Source organism: Jejuia sp. G7-7, from assembly GCF_055808955.1.
In genome coordinates this window covers 434,221-454,932 of record NZ_JBVVSZ010000001.1, presented here as the reverse complement: position 1 = coordinate 454,932, position 20,712 = coordinate 434,221, and the positions used below count along the sequence as shown (strand labels likewise).

Genomic DNA, 20,712 nt, shown 5'->3' with positions numbered 1-20,712 from the left:
AAGTTTTGAAGTACTTATAATTATATCAATCGATAAATGACAGAATACATCGCTCAAATAAAAGCGAGTTTCTTTTTGTCGATTATATTAACACTTCAACATATTTTTTGAAAAACATATGAGTTATACGTCTATTTGTTTTACCTATAAACACTAAAATAATGACCCCAAATCAAAATTCATTCGCTATGTTGGCTAAAATAGCCATCTCTATCCCTCTCAGTTTTCCCCTCAAAAGCTTAAGAATATTGCTATTAAGGAGTCTTTGCTATAATTTTAGCTGATTAATTAATTGAAATTATAACCAATTATGGTTAATGATTAAGTATAGTCATGGAAAGAATAGTCATTTTATCGAAACACATTACTTGTTTGGCTTCAAGAAAAAGCACTTTTGTAGCTAGCGCAAACAAAGAATATAATACACATCATAATTCATTATGTACAATATGAAACATAAATACAATTATCTTTCAGTTTTAAAAATAACTAAAACTATATTGATAGCTTTAGTTATTAGTGCACCTAGTATAGCAATAGCACAAATAGGAATACAAGAACCTTCTATACAAACTGGTGTAACGTTTAGGTGGGAAGAACTTATCCAACCTACAAATAACGACCCAGCGACTATAGAATCGGTTACTGTTGTAAATGGTGGTGTTACAACAATTTATAACACATTTGTTGTTCCATCTGGTTACACAATGAATCAAGTAGGGCCTACTGGACATGCAGCAAATAAGATTAGAGAAAATGGAGTAGAATTGATTGCTACATCTGCAGTACCAGCCGTTTGGGATCCATTTGCTATATCAGCTTTTCAAGATAAAAACCTTAATCACTACTTTACTTCTGATAATAATGGCCGAGATATTTGTAACCAGTTCGGTAACGTTAATAGTTTACCATTGTCTCAAAGACAAACACTTTCCTATATTCCCGCAATTCCTTCAAATCAAGATGGTCTTTTAGGGGTTACGGAACGAGGTGGAAACAATTGTTTTTATATCGAAGTATATGGTTTTCCTGTAGGAGGCGGACCAGAGCAACTTTTAGGTAATACTTTTGTTAGAAATAGTGGAAATTATTCTGGTTGTAATTTTGGACCACCAAACGCTGGTTCTGATTACTGGGAATCTGGACGATGTAATGACAATGGGCAAACCATAGGTATTGCCTTGTTTTATTTAAATGAGTTAGCACCTACAGGCTCAAGCATTACAAAAATTGAATTCGTTGGAGCTACAAATGATCATGGTGATGGAAAATTCTTTTTAATTCAGAAATATGCTGTAGACCAACAACTTATTGAATGTTTAGACACCACTTATAATGGTGATCTAAATATCCTAAATAATGAACCAACTGGTTCAAGATACACTATAGTTTCAGGTCCAACTCCTGCAGCTGCTGGTACTCTTAATGTTATTACAGATATTAATGGCACCTTTGATGGTACTTATGAATTTATTCCAACTCCTGGTTTTACAGGAGATGTAAAATTTTCTTATGAATTATGTTTACCAGCACCAAATAGTACTGTTTGTGATACTGGAGATGTAACCCTAATGTATGTGAATTTGCCACCTGAACCAACTTATGAAATAAATTGTGGATTAGGTGATGATAATTTCACGCTTACTGTTACCAGTCCACTTGATGTAGCACCTAACCCTCCTGTAACAAATGGTGTTGATTATGAATACTCAATAAATGGTATTACATATCAAGATTCGGTTAATTTTACTGGACTTTCTGCAGGTTTATACAGCCTAACTGTTAGAAATAAAGGCACGACTTGTATAAGAACCTCTGCTACAGATCCAATAGAATTAACTAATGATAATGAAATCCCTACAGGAACTGCGCCGACTGGTGTTGTAAATGTAAACTTATGTAGTGCTGATGCCCAAACTACTTATCCATTCGATGGGTCAAGTATTGTAAGTAATTATAGTGATAATTGTAATGGTAGTTTAACTATAAATTTAACCAATACAGATTTTAGCGGTGACAATTGTGGTTGGACATTAACTTATACATATGAAATCGTTGATGCCTCTAATAATAAATTAGAAGGAGAAACTATAACACATACTGGGTCTGATCAAGATGCAGCTACTGGTACTACTCCTGATGGAACTACTGGTATTAATGCTTGTGCTAGTGAAACCGAAATTGATACTATAGCTACTACAGCTACTGATATTGCTGCTATTGAAGCGGCTTATACTGATGACTGTGGTACAGTAAATGCTACTTTTGTTAGTCAAACTTTATCTGGTGATGCTTGTGCATGGTCTTTAGAGCGTACTTATAATATCTCTGATGGATGTGCTGCTAATGACTTTACTGTGACTATAACACATACTGGGTCTGATCAAGATGCAGCTACTGGTACTACTCCTGATGGAACTACTGGTATTAATGCTTGTGCTAGTGAATCTGAAATTGATACTATAGCTACTACAGCTACTGATATTGCTGCTATTGAAGCGGCTTATACTGATGACTGTGGTACAGTAAATGCTACTTTTGTTAGTCAAACTTTATCTGGTGATGCTTGTAGCTGGTCTTTAGAGCGTACTTATAATATCTCAGATGGTTGTCCGGCTAATGACTTTACTGTGACTATAACACATACTGGGTCTGATCAAGATGCAGCTACTGGTACTACTCCTGATGGAACTACTGGTATTAATGCTTGTGCTAGTGAATCTGAAATTGATACTATAGCTACTACAGCTACTGATATTGCTGCTATTGAAGCGGCTTATACTGATGACTGTGGTACAGTAAATGCTACTTTTGTTAGTCAAACTTTATCTGGTGATGCTTGTAGCTGGTCTTTAGAGCGTACTTATAACATCTCTGATGGATGTGCTGCTAATGACTTTACAGTTACTATAACACATACTGGGTCTGATCAAGATGCAGCTACTGGTACTACTCCTGATGGAACTACTGGTATTAATGCTTGTGCTAGTGAAACCGAAATTGATACTATAGCTACTACAGCTACTGATATTGCTGCTATTGAAGCGGCTTATACTGATGACTGTGGTACAGTAAATGCTACTTTTGTGAGTCAAGCCATTTCTGGTGATGCTTGTAGCTGGTCTTTAGAGCGTACTTATAACATCTCAGATGGTTGTCCGGCTAATGACTTTACTGTGACTATAACACATACTGGGTCTGATCAAGATGCAGCTACTGGTACTACTCCTGATGGAACTACTGGTATTAATGCTTGTGCTAGTGAATCTGAAATTGATACTATAGCTACTACAGCTACTGATATTGCTGCTATTGAAGCGGCTTATACTGATGACTGTGGTACAGTAAATGCTACTTTTGTTAGTCAAACTTTATCTGGTGATGCTTGTAGCATGGTCTTTAGAGCGTACTTATAATATCTCAGATGGATGTGCTGCTAATGACTTTACTGTGACTATAACACATACTGGGTCTGATCAAGATGCAGCTACTGGTACTACTCCTGATGGAACTACTGGTATTAATGCTTGTGCTAGTGAAACCGAAATTGATACTATAGCTACTACAGCTACTGATATTGCTGCTATTGAAGCGGCTTATACTGATGACTGTGGTACAGTAAATGCTACTTTTGTTAGTCAAACTTTATCTGGTGATGCTTGTAGCTGGTCTTTAGAGCGTACTTATAACATCTCTGATGGATGTGCTGCTAATGACTTTACAGTTACTATAACACATACTGGGTCTGATCAAGATGCAGCTACTGGTACTACTCCTGATGGAACTACTGGTATTAATGCTTGTGCTAGTGAAACCGAAATTGATACTATAGCTACTACAGCTACTGATATTGCTGCTATTGAAGCGGCTTATACTGATGACTGTGGAACAGTAACTGCTACTTTTGTGAGTCAAGCCATTTCTGGTGATGCTTGTAGCTGGTCTTTAGAACGTACTTATAACATCTCAGATGGTTGTCCGGCTAATGACTTTACTGTGACTATAACACATACTGGGTCTGATCAAGATGCAGCTACTGGTACTACTCCTGACTGGAACTACTGGTATTAATGCTTGTGCTAGTGAATCTGAAATTGATACTATAGCTACTACAGCTACTGATATTGCTGCTATTGAAGCGGCTTATACTGATGACTGTGGTACAGTAAATGCTACTTTTGTTAGTCAAACTTTATCTGGTGATGCTTGTGCATGGTCTTTAGAGCGTACTTATAATATCTCTGATGGATGTGCTGCTAATGACTTTACTGTGACTATAACACATACTGGGTCTGATCAAGATGCAGCTACTGGTACTACTCCTGATGGAACTACTGGTATTAATGCTTGTGCTAGTGAAACCGAAATTGATACTATAGCTACTACAGCTACTGATATTGCTGCTATTGAAGCGGCTTATACTGATGACTGTGGTACAGTAAATGCTACTTTTGTGAGTCAAACTTTATCTGGTGATGCTTGTGCATGGTCTTTAGAACGTACTTATAACATCTCTGATGGATGTGCTGCTAATGACTTTACAGTTACTATAACACATACTGGGTCTGATCAAGATGCAGCTACTGGTACTACTCCTGATGGAACTACTGGTATTAATGCTTGTGCTAGTGAATCTGAAATTGATACTATAGCTACTACAGCTACTGATATTGCTGCTATTGAAGCGGCTTATACTGATGACTGTGGTACAGTAAATGCTACTTTTGTTAGTCAAACTTTATCTGGTGATGCTTGTAGCTGGTCTTTAGAGCGTACTTATAATATCTCTGATGGATGTGCTGCTAATGACTTTACAGTTACTATAACACATACTGGGTCTGATCAAGATGCAGCTACTGGTACTACTCCTGATGGAACTACTGGTATTAATGCTTGTGCTAGTGAAACCGAAATTGATACTATAGCTACTACAGCTACTGATATTGCTGCTATTGAAGCGGCTTATACTGATGACTGTGGTACAGTAAATGCTACTTTTGTGAGTCAAACTTTATCTGGTGATGCTTGTAGCTGGTCTTTAGAACGTACTTATAACATCTCAGATGGTTGTCCGGCTAATGACTTTACTGTGACTATAACACATACTGGGTCTGATCAAGATGCAGCTACTGGTACTACTCCTGACTGGAACTACTGGTATTAATGCTTGTGCTAGTGAATCTGAAATTGATACTATAGCTACTACAGCTACTGATATTACAGCTATTGAAGCGGCTTATACTGATGACTGTGGTACAGTAAATGCTACTTTTGTTAGTCAAACTTTATCTGGTGATGCTTGTGCATGGTCTTTAGAACGTACTTATAACATCTCTGATGGATGTGCTGCTAATGACTTTACAGTTACTATAACACATACTGGGTCTGATCAAACAAATCCAAGCATAGATAACACAAACACAGCCAACATAGAAATTGAATGTGGTGTAGGTAACACCCAAACACAATTAACAGATTGGTTAAATGCTAATGCAGGTGCTACCGCTACTGATAGTTGTAGTACAATAACATGGACCAATGATTATGGATCTGATGATGCTGTTAAGTGTGATAATGGTGCTACTACTATTACATTTACTGCTACTGATGAATGTGGTAACAAATCAACAACTTCAGCTACTTATTTAATTAAAGATACTGTTGCTCCTAACATCTCTATACAAGCAGCTAATGAAACTGTACAATGTGATGGCACAGGTAATGCTACAGACCTAAATACTTGGTTAACTAATAATGGTAATGCTATTGCCGCTGATGACTGTAGTGTTGTAACTTGGTCTAATGATTTTACTGCTCTTTCTGACCTATGTGGTGCTACTGGTGATGTAACAGTAACGTTTACTGCTACTGATGCTTGTAATAACTCAAGTACTACTACTGCGACTTTCACTATTGAAGATACTACGAATCCTACTTGGACTAACGCTCCTGCGGATATGACAGTTGAATGTGATGGTACTGCGGATCCTAGTGGTGCGTTTGCTGCTTGGTTAGCTTCGTTCTCTGGAACGGATACTTGTAGCACAGCAACTGTAACTAATAACAGTACAGGACTTAGCGACCTTTGTGGAGCTACTGGTGTGGAAACTGTAACATTTACACTTACCGATGAATGTGGTAATGATATTACTGCGGATGCTACCTTCACTATCCAAGATACTACGAATCCTACTTGGACTAACGCTCCTGCAGATATGACGGTAGAATGTGATGGTACTGCAGATCCTAGTGGTGCATTTGCTGCTTGGTTAGCTTCGTTCTCTGGAACGGATACTTGTGGTACAGCTACAGTAACTACTAATAGTGCTGGACTTAGCGACCTTTGTGGGGCTACTGGTGTGGAAACTGTAACATTTACACTTACCGATGAATGTGGTAATGATATTACTGCGGATGCTACCTTCACTATCCAAGATACTACGAATCCTACATGGACTAACGCTCCTGCAGATATGACGGTAGAATGTGATGGTACTGCAGATCCTAGTGGTGCGTTTGCTGCTTGGTTAGCTTCGTTCTCTGGAACGGATACTTGTGGTACAGCTACAGTAACTACTAATAGTGCTGGACTTAGTGACCTTTGTGGGGCTACTGGTACGGAAACTGTAACATTTACACTTACAGATGAATGTGGTAACGCTATTACTGCAAATGCAACATTCACTATTGAAGATACTACTGATCCTGTTATAGACAATACGAGTACTGCCAACATAGAAATTGAATGTGGTGTAGGTAACACCCAAACACAATTAACAGATTGGTTAAATGCTAATGCAGGTGCTACCGCTACTGATAGTTGTAGTACAATAACATGGACCAATGATTATGGATCTGATGATGCTGTTAAGTGTGATAATGGTGCTACTACTATTACATTTACTGCTACTGATGAATGTGGTAACAAATCAACAACTTCAGCTACTTATTTAATTAAAGATACTGTTGCTCCTAACATCTCTATACAAGCAGCTAATGAAACTGTACAATGTGATGGCACAGGTAATGCTACAGACCTAAATACTTGGTTAACTAATAATGGTAATGCTATTGCCGCTGATGACTGTAGTGCTGTAACTTGGTCTAATGATTTTACTGCTCTTTCTGACCTATGTGGTGCTACTGGTGATGTAACAGTAACGTTTACTGCTACTGATGCTTGTAATAACTCAAGTACTACTACTGCGACTTTCACTATTGAAGATACTACGAATCCTACTTGGACTAACGCTCCTGCGGATATGACAGTTGAATGTGATGGTACTGCGGATCCTAGTGGTGCGTTTGCTGCTTGGTTAGCTTCGTTCTCTGGAACGGATACTTGTAGCACAGCAACTGTAACTAATAACAGTACAGGACTTAGCGACCTTTGTGGAGCTACTGGTGTGGAAACTGTAACATTTACACTTACCGATGAATGTGGTAATGATATTACTGCGGATGCTACCTTCACTATCCAAGATACTACGAATCCTACTTGGACTAACGCTCCTGCAGATATGACGGTAGAATGTGATGGTACTGCAGATCCTAGTGGTGCATTTGCTGCTTGGTTAGCTTCGTTCTCTGGAACGGATACTTGTGGTACAGCTACAGTAACTACTAATAGTGCTGGACTTAGCGACCTTTGTGGGGCTACTGGTGTGGAAACTGTAACATTTACACTTACCGATGAATGTGGTAATGATATTACTGCGGATGCTACCTTCACTATCCAAGATACTACGAATCCTACTTGGACTAATGCTCCTGCGGATATGACAGTTGAATGTGATGGTACTGCGGATCCTAGTGGTGCGTTTGCTGCTTGGTTAGCTTCGTTCTCTGGAACGGATACTTGTGGTACAGCTACAGTAACTACTAATAGTGCTGGACTTAGTGACCTTTGTGGGGCTACTGGTACGGAAACTGTAACATTTACACTTACAGATGAATGTGGTAACGCTATTACTGCAAATGCAACATTCACTATTGAAGATACTACTGATCCTACTTGGATTAATGCTCCTGCTGATTTAACAGTAGAGTGTGATGGCACAAGTGATGCGAACGGAGCATTAACTACATGGTTAAATTCATTTAGCGGAACTGATACATGTGGTACTGCAATTGTAACAAATAATAGTAATACGCTTAGCGATCTTTGTGGTGCAAACGGTTCAGAAATGGTAACATTTACTTTAACGGATGAATGTGGTAACGCTATTACTGCAAATGCAACATTCACTATCCAAGATACAACAGACCCAACATGGGTTAATGAACCTACTGATATGATTGTAGAATGTGATGGAACTACTGATCCTAATGGCGCATTTACAACTTGGTTAACATCGTTCTCTGGAACAGATGCTTGTGGTAATGCTACTGTAACAACTAATAGTACTGGACTTAGTGACTTGTGTGGCTACTGGTACAGAAACTGTAACATTTACACTTACTGATGAATGTGGTAACGATATTACTATGGATGCAACATTCACAATTCAAGATACAATTGATCCAACTTGGGTTAACGAACCTATGGATATGACTGTAGAATGTGATGGAACTCCTGATCCTAATGGCGCTTTTGCTGCTTGGTTAGTTTCATTCTCGGAACTGATACTTGTGGAACGGCTACAGTAACTAATAATAGTACTGGACTAAGCGACCTTTGTGGAGCTACCGGTACTGAAACTGTAACCTTTACATTAACTGATGAATGTGGTAACGATATCACAAAAGATGTAACTTTCACTATTGAAGATAAAACAAATCCAACTTGGGATGTTACACCTACTGATATGACTGTAGAATGTGATGGAACAACTGACCCTAGCGGCTCTTTTGCTAATTGGTTAACATCATTCTCGGGAACTGATACTTGTGGAACTGCTACAGTAACTAATAATAGTGCTGGACTAAGTAATATTTGCGGTGCAACTTCATCTGAAACTGTAACATTTACACTTACCGACGAATGTGGTAACATGATAACAAAGGATGCAACCTTCGGCATTATAGATACTACTCCTCCAACTTGGACAAATATACCTGTCGATATGACTGTTGAATGTGATGGTACCGCAGACCCTAATGGTGCATTTGCAACATGGTTAACATCATTCTCAGGAACTGATACTTGTAGTAATGCTACTGTAACAAATAGTAGTAATGGACTAAGCGATCTTTGTGGAGCTACCGGTACTGAAACTGTAACCTTTACATTAACTGATGAATGTGGTAACGCTATTACTGCTGATGCGACATTCACTATTCAAGATACTACTCAGCCGACTTTTAACGGACGTCTACCTAGTGATGTAACCGTTGAATGTGATGCAATTCCAGCAGCAGAAAATGTAACTGCTTCTGATAATTGTAGTGATGTAAACGTTGTTGTAACAGAAGTAACTACTCCTGGTGCCTGTGAGGGTTCTTATACAATTGAGCGTACTTACACGGCAACTGATGAATGTGGATTATTTGTAGCATACACACAAAATATTAATGTGGTTGACACTACTGCTCCAACACCATCAACTGATTTCGAAAGAGAACTAGCTGTTAGTTGTACGGATATTCCAGATGCACCTTCAGTAGCATTTACTGACAACTGTTCAAGTGATGCAAACATAACTGTTGTATTTAATGAAATTAATGGATTTGATGATACAATGTTTAATGATTACCAAATTGTAAGAACATGGACTGTTAGAGATGCATGTAATAACGAAGAGGTATATACTCAAACATTAAATGTAATGTTAGATGAAATAATCACTCAAGTTACTGGACCAGATAAATGTTTTGATGACGGTATTATAGATTTAAATGACTTCTTAACTTCTGATAACAAAGAAGGAATTTGGGAATTAGTCTCTGGAGACGATATGGCTGAACTGAACGGAAACCTATTTAACCCTACTACTCTAGAGTTAACAAATAACTTTAAACCTGGTACAGAAGCTATTGACTATGTATTTAGATATACAGGATTAGATAGTGGTTGTATTAATATTACCGAAGTAAGTATGGCAATTAATGCAGACTGTATTGTATTACCTTGTGGTGATACTGATGTGGTAATTTCTAAAGCTGTAACACCTAATGGAGACGGTTTCAATGATAGTTTTGACATCATGGGTATTGAACTGTGTGGTTTCACCGCTAATGTTAAAATATTCAACCGTTGGGGTGCATTAATCTATGAATCTAGTGCCTATACTCTAGGAGACGGTCAAGGTTCATGGGAAGGTACTTCTCATAAATCATCAGTAGGATCTGCAGGTAAAGTACCTAATGGAACTTACTATTACATAATAACCTTAGAAAATAGTGGATTGGCTCCTTTTACTGGCCCAATTTATATAGGAACCAAATAATAAACTTTTAACCTATGAAACTTATTAAACGTTACATAATCGCTTTTGCGTTATTCAGTTGTACTGTTGGTGTTGCACAACAATTACCACAATTTACACAGTACATGTATAACACAATTTCTATAAATCCTGCTTATGCAGGTAGTAGAGAAGCTTTAAGCATTGTTGGATTACATAGAAGCCAATGGGTTGGTTTTGATGGTGGTCCTATCACTCAAACCTTGTCTATTCACACCCCATTAAGGAATGATAGAATTGGTTTAGGTTTGTCTTTTATTGAAGATGATTTAGGACCTGAGAATTTTTCATATTTATATGCAGATTTCTCATATACTATTCCTACTGGTACAACAGGTAAATTAGCTTTTGGTATAAAAGGTGGGTTTACAAGTTATAGTTTAGATCCAGATTTTAGACAGTCTCAAAGTTTTGATCCTTCTATTAGAGGTGTTATGGATAGATGGACACCAAATATTGGTTTAGGTTTATTCTATCACACAAACAGATTCTATGTTGGAGCTTCCGCCCCTAGAGTTTTAAATACTGATAGAAATACAGATGATGGTTTTGAAGCATTAGAACGTTTAAGTTATTACGTAACAACTGGTGTGGTTTTAGATTTAAGTAAATCAATAAAATTTAAGCCTTCAGCTTTAATGAAAGCCACTAATGGGGCGCCACTTTCGTTCGATTTAACAGCAAACTTTCTATTTAACGAAAAATTCTGGTTAGGTGGATCCTATAGAATAAATGAATCTACTGGAGCCTTTGGAGGCTTTGCGGATATTCAAGTATCGCGTCAATTAAGAGTTGGATATTCTTATGAAAAACCTATTTCAGAAATTAGAAGATACACAAGCGGAACTCATGAAGTACTGTTAATATATGAGTTCAAATTCTTAAGTTCTAAACTAAAATCACCAAGATATTTCTAAAAACCAACAGCATTAATTCACTATGAAATTAAAAAACTACATATTAGTTGGTCTCATCATAATAATGGGTTCTGAAGCTTTTGCCCAACAAGGCAGACAAAAAAGAGCAGATACTCTATTTAATAAATTCTCTTTTGTAAAAGCTGCTGAAGTTTATAAAGATCTTATTAGAAATAATTATAATAAAGATTATGCTACAAGACAGCTTGCAGATTGTTATGCTTACATAAGAAATCCTGCAATGGCATCGCGTTACTATAAGAGAGTTGTAGAACAAAAAAATGTACCTATTGAATACTATTATAGTTATGCTCAATCTTTAAGAGGTATAAAAAAGTATAAAGAGTCTAGAGAATGGTTACAACGCTTTAAAGATTCTGGAGGTGTTACTAATACTGAAAGTTTTGAAAAAGACTTAGATTTTATGGCGCATGTATTTAGTGCTAAAAAGCAATATTTTTTAAAACGAACACGTATCAATTCAAAATATAGTGATTTTGGAGCTATAGAACATGATGGTAAAATTTACTTTACCTCAGCAAGAGACGAAGGTGTAACAGTAAAACGTCTGTACGGCTGGAATGAACAACCTTTTCTTGATATTTACGTAACTGAAAAAGGTAGTAGAAGAAAAGTAGATCATTCATTTAAACTAAAAGGAGACATCAACTCAATTTATCATGATGGTCCTGTGGCAATCACTAACGATGGTAAAACTATGTATTTCTCAAGAAATGCAGCAAATAAATTTGGTAAGGAAACCGATAAAAAAGGTGTAAGCCAAATGAGTATTTACAAAGCCACTTTACAAGATAGCATATGGACTAATGTTGAAAAATTGCCATTTAGTAACCTTAACTACTCTGTACAGCACCCTGCATTAAATAAAGAAAACAATAAATTGTATTTTTCTTCGGATATGCCTGGTGGTGAAGGAGGTTCAGATATTTATTATGTAGACATAAACCCTGATGGTACTCTAGGAGAACCTCAAAACTTGGGTAAAGTTGTCAACACTAAAGATACAGAAGGCACACCTTTTATGAACAACGAAGGTATTTTATTCTTTTCTTCTGATGGACATTTCGGTCTAGGTTTACTGGATGTTTTTGGTACAATTTCAGATGAAAATGGAGAAATTGTGGATGTTGTGAATTTAGGTATTCCTGTAAATTCAGAAAAAGATGATTTCAGTTTTACAATGAACCAAGATGGGCTAACAGGTTACTTTTCTTCAAACAGAAGAGGTGGTCGTGGTAGTGATGATATTTATGAATATTATCGTAAGCCTCTACTAAATGTTCGCGGTCAGGTAGTAGATGCTATAAACACCAAGCCTATTTCAAACTCTGAAATAAAACTTATAGATGCTGATGGTAATGAAATTGCAAATATGCTTACCGATAAAGATGGTTTTTATGAAATAAATATTGATAGAAATAAAGATTACAAAATTGTTGCAAATCAAGATAAATATATTGATGATTATAGAGAATTCTCTTCTAAAAACATTTCAAGTATTGAATCTGTAATTGTTGCCAACTTAATTTTAAACCCAGTACAGAAAGTTGAAGTATTGGCAAGTTTATCATTAAATACTATCTATTTTGATTTCAATAAACATAATATTAGGCAAGATGCTAAAAAGGAATTGGATAAAATCGTGAAATTAATGAACGAAGATTATCCTGAAATGGTTATAAGAATTGAATCTCATACCGATTCTAGAGGTACTCTATCTTACAATGATAGATTATCTATAGACCGTGCAAATTCAACATATAACTATTTAATTTCAAAAGGTATAGACCCAAGTCGTATTACAGAACATAAAGGTTTTGGAGAAAGACGACTTACAAATGGTTGTGAAGATGGTGCTAAATGTGAAGATGAAGAGCATCAATTAAATCGTAGAACTCAATTTATAGTTGTAAAAATGGAATAAAAACTCAAATTAACCCCTTGAGTTATCACTATTAAATTGCTAGATATTCTAGTATTTTAATTAAAACAAGACCCCATGAAACTAAAAAATTACTTATTAATTTCTCTCGTGCTGATAGCAAGCTTGAATGCTTTTGCGCAACAAGGGATGCAAAAAAGGCAGATAGCTTGTTTTATAAGTTTGCCTTTGTTGATGCTGCTAAAACCTACAAAAAGCTCATCTCTAAAGATTATAACACAGATTATGCTACTAGACAAGTAGCAGATTGTTATGCCTACATGAGAAACCCTGATAGTGCTTCTGTATATTATAAAAAAGCCGTACAACAAGAAAGTGTACCCATAGAATATTATTATAAATACGCCCAAGCCTTAAGAGGTAAGAAAGACTATAAAACATCTCGTGTTTGGTTAAAAAAGTTTAAAGATGCTGGAGGGACTATTGAAAAAAACAAACTTTCAAGAGATCCAGATTTTATCACAGCAGTATTTAACGCAGAAAACACATATTTCCTTAAGGAGGTAAAAATCAACTCTGAATTTAGTGATTTTGGAGCGTTTGAACATAATGGCAAAGTTTATTTTGCCTCATCTGCAGATAAAGGTGTGTCAAAAAAACATATTTACGCTTGGAACGAGCAACCTTTTCTTGACGTATATGTTACTGAAAAAGATGCTGATACTATAGTTCATCATAAATCGAAATTACAAGGAGATATCAATTCAAGGTACCATGATGGCCCGGTAGTTATTACCAAAGATGGAAAAACCATGTACTTTTCTAGAAACAATTTTAGTAAGTACGCATTAGGAAAAGATAAAGAAGGGATTAGTAACCTTATGATTTACAGAGCTTCTTTAGTTGAAGGTAAGTGGACTAATTTAGAATCGTTACCTTTCAATAATTCAGAATATTCTGTTGGTCATCCTACTTTAAATAGTGATGAAACAAAATTATATTTTGCTTCAGATATGCCTGGTGGTTATGGAGGATCAGATATTTACTATGTAGATATCAGTAAAAATGGCACTCTTGAGCACCACAAAATGCTGGAGACATCATCAATACTAAAAACAATGAATTATTTCCTTTTATGAATACAGAAGATATTTTATTCTTTTCTTCTGATGGTCATTTAGGACTTGGACTTTTAGATATTTTCGCTACAGTATATGATGAAAATAAAGTACTTGAAAGCGTTGTGAATCTAGGAATTCCTGTAAATTCTGAAAAAGATGATTTTTCATTTTTCATGAATAATGATGGTATTAATGGATATATAGCATCAAATAGAGATGGAGGTAAAGGAGATGATGACATTTATGCGTTTAATAGAATACCTAGGCTAAAACTGGAAGGAACAGTAAAAGACTCTATAAACGGCTCCCCTATCCCAAATGCTTTGGTTAAATTATCCGATGAAGAAGATGTACAAATAGTTTATATTGAAACTGATGAAGATGGTAAATACGAAATTAATATTGATAGAGAAACTGATTACATAGTTAAAGTAAATAAGGATGGTTATCCTGAAAATGCTGTTGCTTTAACCACTAAAGGTGTATCTAAAGATGCTAAAAGTTTAACAGTAGACTTTAATGTAAGTCCAACAAAATTAGCATCAGATGATGATACAACAGATACAGGCACAAATAATAATTCAAACCTAATAGCTGATACAAATACCAATTCAATTGAAATTCCAGAATTGGGACCAATCTACTTTAGATTTGATAGTGCTAGAATTAGAACTCAAGATTCTGATGAATTATCAAGAATTATAGGATTGATGAACACCTACCCTAGTATGACCATTAAAATTGAATCACATACCGATTCTAGAGGTCCAAGTGCATATAATGAATGGCTATCACAAAAAAGAGCTAATGCTACTTTTAAATATTTAATATCTAAAGGCATAGACGCTTCTAGAATAACTGAATTTATTGGTTATGGAGAACGGAAATTAGTAAATGGTTGTGATGATGCAACACGTTGCTCAGAAGCACAACACAAGCTTAACAGACGTACTAACTTTATAGTACTTAAAGTGAAATAATTTAATCTTAGTTTATAAATTAGAAAACCATCAAGAGTTATGCTTTTGATGGTTTTTATATTTTTTATCTTAGCTTGAATGTTATATCAAAGTTAAGTACATAACAAAAATAAAAAATGTTGCTTTAAGCGCACTCGAAATACATTAGAATCAATATTCGAATATCTTCGACTGCCCCCAGAATGACATCTATCAAACTATCAATTTTTATAATGTAAAGATTCTAGTTTTAATATATTTTAAAAAAACTAATATGAGTAAAATAATTCAGCCTAAGTTTAATATAGAAATTACTGGAATGAAATTTCTAGGTCGTGGTTCGAAAGCTTCAGGCAATGGAATTGGTTGGAGCAGAAGCGAGAATATAACGTATAAATGTGTTGAATGCGGGAGTGAAATGTCAGCTTCTCATAGTGACTATTGGAATTGTGAATGTGGTGCGATTCATTTGGATTTTGATGCTGGGAGGTTTGGATCAAAACTCGGAGACGAAAATATTTTAGTTTATTCTAAAAATTAACAAAAAAAATCCTCCCATTTCTGGAAGGATTTATACCTAAAGCTAAATTCAATAACAATTAAGTTATCAATATAAATAACCGTATTAATTAACTAACTCAAAAATTAAAAATTCATTCAATTGTGGCTATTAATCAGTAAATTAATTGGTTATGTTTTTACTGTTCATAAACAGTTATTTTTTTATAAAAATGTTAGTATAGTACCATCTACCATCTACATCTTGTTCTGCTGAGATTTCAAAATCTGTAAAATCCCCTTCAATATTTTTTTTGTGACCTTCACTTTTCATCCATGCTCTTACAACTGATGCTGCCGAAGTAAATCCGTAAGCTACATTTTCAGAAACTCTTTTGGCTCCTGCATTTGCTTTTAAGTAATTGCTTCTTGCAAAAAAGTTTTCGTGAGATACTGCTTGATTATCGGCCATATAATCTGTGTGGCTGTATGCAGTAGATTTAATTACAGTCATACTATTTAAAGGATTTAAACCTTCTGATAATCTATGATTGTTAATCAACTCAAGAATTTCAACTTCAATTGTTTTTGTTGCAGGAACAATAAGGCTTTCTGCTGCAAGAGCATCAGCTGTATCATCCATAGAATCTGTAGAGCAAGAAAAAGAAAAAAGGGCTAAACATGCCAGTAACGACAACTTGGTTAGTAACTTCATGGTTAAGTAAATTTAGATTTGGTTCTGTAAATCTAATTCCCTAACTCTGCCTAAGTCGTTAATGAAATGTTAAAATAGACGAAATACATGTATTTCGTCGAATAATTGTGTTTTTAATCGATGAAATACAATTTAATTGTTATAAAAAATACATTTCATCGTTAGTTTATGGAGATAATCGATGAATTGCCCAATTATAATCGGTTTGTAATTGGTATCGAATACGATCATGAAGTCTGTTTGGTCTCCCTTGCCAAAACTCAATTTCTGCAGGTTTAACAATATAACCTCCCCAATATTCGGGGCGTTCAACTTCTTTTCCTTCGTATTCAATCTCTAGGTTTTTTAGCTTTTCTTCAAGTGTTTCTCTATTACTAACAACTTCACTTTGATTCGAAACTAAAGCGCCTAGCTGACTTCCTTTAGGCCGTGATTCAAAATAACCATCACTTAAATTTGGAGCGATCTTTTCTGCTTTACCTTTTATAATGATTTGTCGTTCTGCGCCATGCCAAAAAAAGATAAACACACATGAGGATTTTCTGCTATAGCTCTTCCCTTTTCACTATTATAATTAGTATAGAAAATAAAACCTTCGTAAGTGAATTTTTTAAGGAGTACAACTCTATTTTTTGGATAACCATCTAATCCGATAGTAGAAATTGTCATAGCATTATTTTCATCCTCTGGAAAAAACTTATCTACCTCAAAAAGCCACTTTTGAAACAATTCTAACGGGTTTTCTGGAGCATCCTTTAATAATAACTCTCCTTTATCATAAGACCTTCTGTAATTGCTTAAATCTTTTTCCATATTACAAATTTAATATAAATTTAATCTTTAGAGCGCATGGTGTTCGTAATAAAATTCTTAACTTCACACATCTCTCAATTTTGTTTAATTTAAATTCATTACCAACCAAATGAAATTTGAAAAGTCCCCCTATTTTGAGAAATTAAAACCCTTTAAATTAGAACTTCCCTTTGGCAATTATTATTTGTGTGACAACTTTTATTGGAGAATTACGTGAAGGTGTTCATTTTGACTGGGTTAAGGCCGAAAAATTAGCAAATGAATTGTTTAATTTTTATGGCTCTGATGCAAAAGTAGCTTTTATAGCGAATAGAATAAATGATTATTCTGTAGATCCACAAAACTGGATTAAAACTGAAAAAAAATATGATTTATTGATTGCAAGTGCCATTGTGGCCTATAACAACTCAACTTATGTAAATGCATCCTTAGAAAAACAATTTGCACAAAAAAGTATAAAACGTTGTTTGTCTCTAAGTGAAGCTATTGGCTGGGTTAAGAATTTAGAAGAGTTTAATTAAAATCGAAAGATTTCCCATCTTCTGCTAACTCTACATTATCAAAAACGGTTTTTGCTTCGGTTCTAAAATCCTCTAAATTAGGATAGCGAGACGAGTAATGGCCTAAAATTAAAGCACCTGCATTGGCTTGTTTTGCTATACTTGCCGCTTCTTTTGCAGTAGAGTGTTTAGTTTTTGGTGCTAATTCGGCATTTTTTTCTAAAAAAGTGGATTCATGATATAGCACATCAACATTTTTTATAATAGGTAAAATATCTTCTTTGTAAACCGTATCACTACAAAATGCGTAACTCTTGGGTTTGTTTCCAGCAGATGTTACTGATTCATTTTTTATAAGTTGACCATCTTCATTCTCAACATCAAAACCTTGTTTTAGTTTTCGATAATACGCTACATTTATTTTGGCATTTTTAGCAGCTTCAATATCTAACTTTCTATCACCTACCTTTTCCTTAAATAAATAACCATTGGTATAAACACGGTGTTCTAAGGGTATTGTATATACCTCAACTACATCATCTTCAAAAATTAATTCTGATTCTTTTGAAGTCAATTCATGGAAATATAAATTGTAGTTTGTCCAAGAATCGGCAAGTTTCATGTGTAGCGTTACTAATTCCTTAATACCTTTTGGACCATAAATATGTAAATCAGTTTTTCTCGTTAATAATCTGAATGTTGAAATTAAACCAACTAAACCAAAAAATGATCGCCATGTAAATGCGAAATAAAAATGCGTTTTATTCGGTTGAATTTCACTTTATGCTTACGCAATTGTACTTGTGTTCCTTCCCCACAATCTATTAAAAACATGTGGTTATTGATTTCTAATACTTGAGAGGTAGTGTTTCCTAAAGTTCTTGGAGTGGCGCTGTAGCAGCCTAAAATAGTTAGTTTCATTATATTAAAACCCTAAATCGCGTTCCATTTCTTCCATTTCAATGATATCAAAAGCTTCTTGTTGGGTTGGTACAACTACCAATTCATCAGGAATTGTATCCAAATCTACTTTAGCAGAAACAATAACAAATGAATGTTTTGCTTTTCTATGAATATTGGAAATTTGAAGAAACTCATTTATTTCGCTAGGATCAATTTTATCCAAAGCAGTTAAAATGATAACTATATTGTCGTTTTTGTATTTAGGATATAAGGCTTCAAGCTTTTTTACCAATTCAACAACTGTAACAGTTTCTTGGGTTATAATAGTAATATTTTCGTTTTTATCAATAATCATGACTTACTGTTTTATTTTCGAAGCTAATAAATAAATCACAGCCATTCTGATGGCTACACCATTTTGCACTTGGTCTAAGATTATGGCTTGTTTAGAATCTGCCACATCACTTGTAATTTCTACACCTCTATTTATTGGCCCTGGATGCATTATAGTAATCTCTTTATTTAAACTATCCAACAAATCTTTATTAACACCAAACTGTTGTGTGTATTCTCTAGTTGACGGAAAATAACTAATATCCATTCGTTCATTCTGAACACGAAGCATGTTTGCTACATCACACCAATTTAAAGCTTTTCTTAGGTTAGTTTCAACCTTAACACCTAATTTATTAATGTATTTTGGAATCAAAGTTTTTGGTCCACAAACCATAACTTCTGCACCTTGTAGCTGTAGAGCAAAAATATTTGAAAGTGCCACACGACTGTGTAAAATATCGCCAACAATCACAACTTTTTTACCTTTTACTTCTCCGAGCCGTTCTCTTATAGAATAAGAGTCTAAAAGTGCTTGCGTAGGATGTTCGTGTGCACCATCCCCAGCGTTTATAATACTTGCTTTTACGTGTTTTGATAAGAATACTCCTGCTCCTGGATTTGGATGACGCATCACTACCATATCCACTTTCATAGATAAAATATTATTTACAGTATCTATTAATGTTTCTCCTTTTTTTACTGAAGATTGTGCTGATGAAAAATTAATTACATCTGCAGATAATCGTTTTTCAGCCAATTCAAAAGAGAGCTTTGTTCTTGTAGAGTTTTCGAAAAATAAATTTGCAATGGTTATATCTCTTAATGAAGGGACTTTTTTAATAGGTCTGTTAATCACTTCTTTAAAATGATCTGCAGTTTCAAAAATAAGTTGAATATCTTGCTCGTTAAGATATTTTATTCCTAGTAAGTGATTTACACTTAATTCGCTCATTTTTTATTTATTTATCAATTAAGTAAACTGAATCTTCAGTATCATGTTCCTTCCAATTTACTTTTACTTTTTCGCTATTTATAACATCTACTTGTCGCCCTCTATAATCAGGTTGAATTGGTAAATGTCTGCTAAATCGCCTGTCTATCAAAGTCAGTAATTCTATTTCATTTGGTCTTCCAAAAGATTGTATTGCTGTTAATGCTGCTCTTATACTTCTTCCGCTGTAAAGCACATCATCAATAAACACAATGTTTTTATCTTCAACAATAAAATCAATTTTTGTTGAATTAGCTTCTAAAGGTTTATCACTTCTTCTAAAATCATCACGGTAAAATGTAATGTCCAAATAACCTAATTTTATATTTTTAACCTTGTAATCTTCTTTAAGAATTTTTGCAATTCTATCAGCTAAAAAGATACCTCGAGGCTGTAGACCTATTAAAACCGTATTTGAGAAATCGTTATGTTTTTCAATGAGTTGACAAGCCAATCGATGAAGAATGATGTTTACCTCTTTTGCGTTAAGTAAAACTTTCTGACTCATATTACTATCCAAACGTATTTGGAGTACAAAGGTAATGCAAAAAATTAAAATGTAATTGTTTTAGCTGGGTTTAATAGTAACCATCAAAAAACGAATGTATTAGTTTTAGAATTTTAACAGAATTCTATTAGATTTGTGTTAA

Annotated in this window: 16 protein-coding genes and 2 pseudogenes; 12 read left to right on the top strand and 6 right to left on the bottom strand. The window is 34.8% G+C overall.

All coding sequences use genetic code 11. The features are described 5' to 3' along the window. Positions 1-449 precede the first annotated feature (449 nt). The 11 genes from AC0L5U_RS02295 (at position 450) to AC0L5U_RS02245 (ending at position 15,847) form a co-directional block, all read left to right on the top strand. Complete coding sequence (locus AC0L5U_RS02295; RefSeq protein ID WP_473414476.1) at positions 450-3,416, top strand: hypothetical protein; 2,967 nt, start codon at positions 450-452, stop codon at positions 3,414-3,416. Then, positions 3,379-4,071 carry a hypothetical protein gene (locus AC0L5U_RS02290; RefSeq protein ID WP_473414475.1) on the top strand — a complete coding sequence of 231 codons (693 nt, stop codon included), beginning with the start codon at positions 3,379-3,381 and terminating at the stop codon, positions 4,069-4,071. Before AC0L5U_RS02295 ends, AC0L5U_RS02290 begins: the two co-directional genes overlap by 38 nt. Further along, positions 4,028-5,164 (top strand): hypothetical protein, encoded by a 1,137-nt coding sequence (locus AC0L5U_RS02285; protein WP_473414474.1) that lies wholly within the window; start codon positions 4,028-4,030, stop codon positions 5,162-5,164. Before AC0L5U_RS02290 ends, AC0L5U_RS02285 begins: the two co-directional genes overlap by 44 nt. Next, on the top strand, positions 5,121-8,465 hold the full coding sequence (locus AC0L5U_RS02280; protein WP_473414473.1) for a hypothetical protein: 3,345 nt from the start codon (positions 5,121-5,123) through the stop codon (positions 8,463-8,465). The genes AC0L5U_RS02285 and AC0L5U_RS02280 overlap by 44 nt, the downstream gene beginning before the upstream one ends. Then, complete coding sequence (locus AC0L5U_RS02275; protein ID WP_473414472.1) at positions 8,425-8,649, top strand: hypothetical protein; 225 nt, start codon at positions 8,425-8,427, stop codon at positions 8,647-8,649. Before AC0L5U_RS02280 ends, AC0L5U_RS02275 begins: the two co-directional genes overlap by 41 nt. Next, positions 8,601-10,388 carry a gliding motility-associated C-terminal domain-containing protein gene (locus tag AC0L5U_RS02270; protein WP_473414471.1) on the top strand — a complete coding sequence of 596 codons (1,788 nt, stop codon included), beginning with the start codon at positions 8,601-8,603 and terminating at the stop codon, positions 10,386-10,388. The genes AC0L5U_RS02275 and AC0L5U_RS02270 overlap by 49 nt, the downstream gene beginning before the upstream one ends. A gap of 14 nt (positions 10,389-10,402) precedes the next feature. After that, the gene (locus AC0L5U_RS02265; RefSeq protein WP_473414470.1) at positions 10,403-11,323 is read left to right on the top strand and encodes a PorP/SprF family type IX secretion system membrane protein; all 921 of its coding nucleotides are present in this window, start codon (positions 10,403-10,405) and stop codon (positions 11,321-11,323) included. Between the two features lie 22 nt (positions 11,324-11,345). Then, positions 11,346-13,268, top strand: a complete 1,923-nt coding sequence (locus AC0L5U_RS02260; protein ID WP_473414469.1) for an OmpA family protein — start codon at positions 11,346-11,348, stop codon at positions 13,266-13,268. A gap of 167 nt (positions 13,269-13,435) precedes the next feature. After that, the gene (locus AC0L5U_RS02255) at positions 13,436-14,365 is read left to right on the top strand and encodes a hypothetical protein (RefSeq protein WP_473414468.1); all 930 of its coding nucleotides are present in this window, start codon (positions 13,436-13,438) and stop codon (positions 14,363-14,365) included. Beyond that, positions 14,362-15,327: an OmpA family protein gene (locus AC0L5U_RS02250; RefSeq protein ID WP_473414467.1), complete on the top strand. Its 966-nt coding sequence runs from the start codon at positions 14,362-14,364 to the stop codon at positions 15,325-15,327. The genes AC0L5U_RS02255 and AC0L5U_RS02250 overlap by 4 nt, the downstream gene beginning before the upstream one ends. A gap of 298 nt (positions 15,328-15,625) precedes the next feature. Then, complete coding sequence (locus AC0L5U_RS02245; protein WP_473414466.1) at positions 15,626-15,847, top strand: hypothetical protein; 222 nt, start codon at positions 15,626-15,628, stop codon at positions 15,845-15,847. A 174-nt stretch (positions 15,848-16,021) separates the two neighbouring features. Here the strand turns inward: AC0L5U_RS02245 and AC0L5U_RS02240 are convergent, their stop codons facing one another. Next, entirely contained in the window at positions 16,022-16,519 is a 498-nt protein-coding gene (locus AC0L5U_RS02240) for a CAP domain-containing protein (RefSeq protein ID WP_473414465.1), read from the bottom strand. A 166-nt stretch (positions 16,520-16,685) separates the two neighbouring features. Then, a pseudogene (gene pdxH, locus AC0L5U_RS02235) lies at positions 16,686-17,332 on the bottom strand (pyridoxamine 5'-phosphate oxidase). Positions 17,333-17,502: 170 nt separating this feature from the next. On the opposite strand from pdxH, the gene AC0L5U_RS02230 reads away from it, so the two are divergent. Further along, positions 17,503-17,853, top strand: a complete 351-nt coding sequence (locus AC0L5U_RS02230) for a hypothetical protein (protein WP_473414464.1) — start codon at positions 17,503-17,505, stop codon at positions 17,851-17,853. Here AC0L5U_RS02230 and AC0L5U_RS02225 read toward each other — a convergent pair. From AC0L5U_RS02225 to pyrR, 4 genes and pseudogenes are all read right to left on the bottom strand, one after another. Further along, positions 17,846-18,753, bottom strand: a pseudogene (locus AC0L5U_RS02225) (ribonuclease Z). The gene AC0L5U_RS02230 and the pseudogene AC0L5U_RS02225 sit on opposite strands and share 8 nt — an antisense overlap. 4 nt (positions 18,754-18,757) lie before the next feature. Further along, the gene (locus AC0L5U_RS02220; RefSeq protein WP_473414463.1) at positions 18,758-19,090 is read right to left on the bottom strand and encodes a ribonuclease Z; all 333 of its coding nucleotides are present in this window, start codon (positions 19,088-19,090) and stop codon (positions 18,758-18,760) included. A 3-nt stretch (positions 19,091-19,093) separates the two neighbouring features. Then, entirely contained in the window at positions 19,094-20,023 is a 930-nt protein-coding gene (locus tag AC0L5U_RS02215; RefSeq protein ID WP_473414462.1) for an aspartate carbamoyltransferase catalytic subunit, read from the bottom strand. A gap of 7 nt (positions 20,024-20,030) precedes the next feature. Further along, positions 20,031-20,570: a bifunctional pyr operon transcriptional regulator/uracil phosphoribosyltransferase PyrR gene (gene pyrR, locus AC0L5U_RS02210; protein ID WP_473414461.1), complete on the bottom strand. Its 540-nt coding sequence runs from the start codon at positions 20,568-20,570 to the stop codon at positions 20,031-20,033. Between the last annotated feature and the right edge of the window lie 142 nt (positions 20,571-20,712).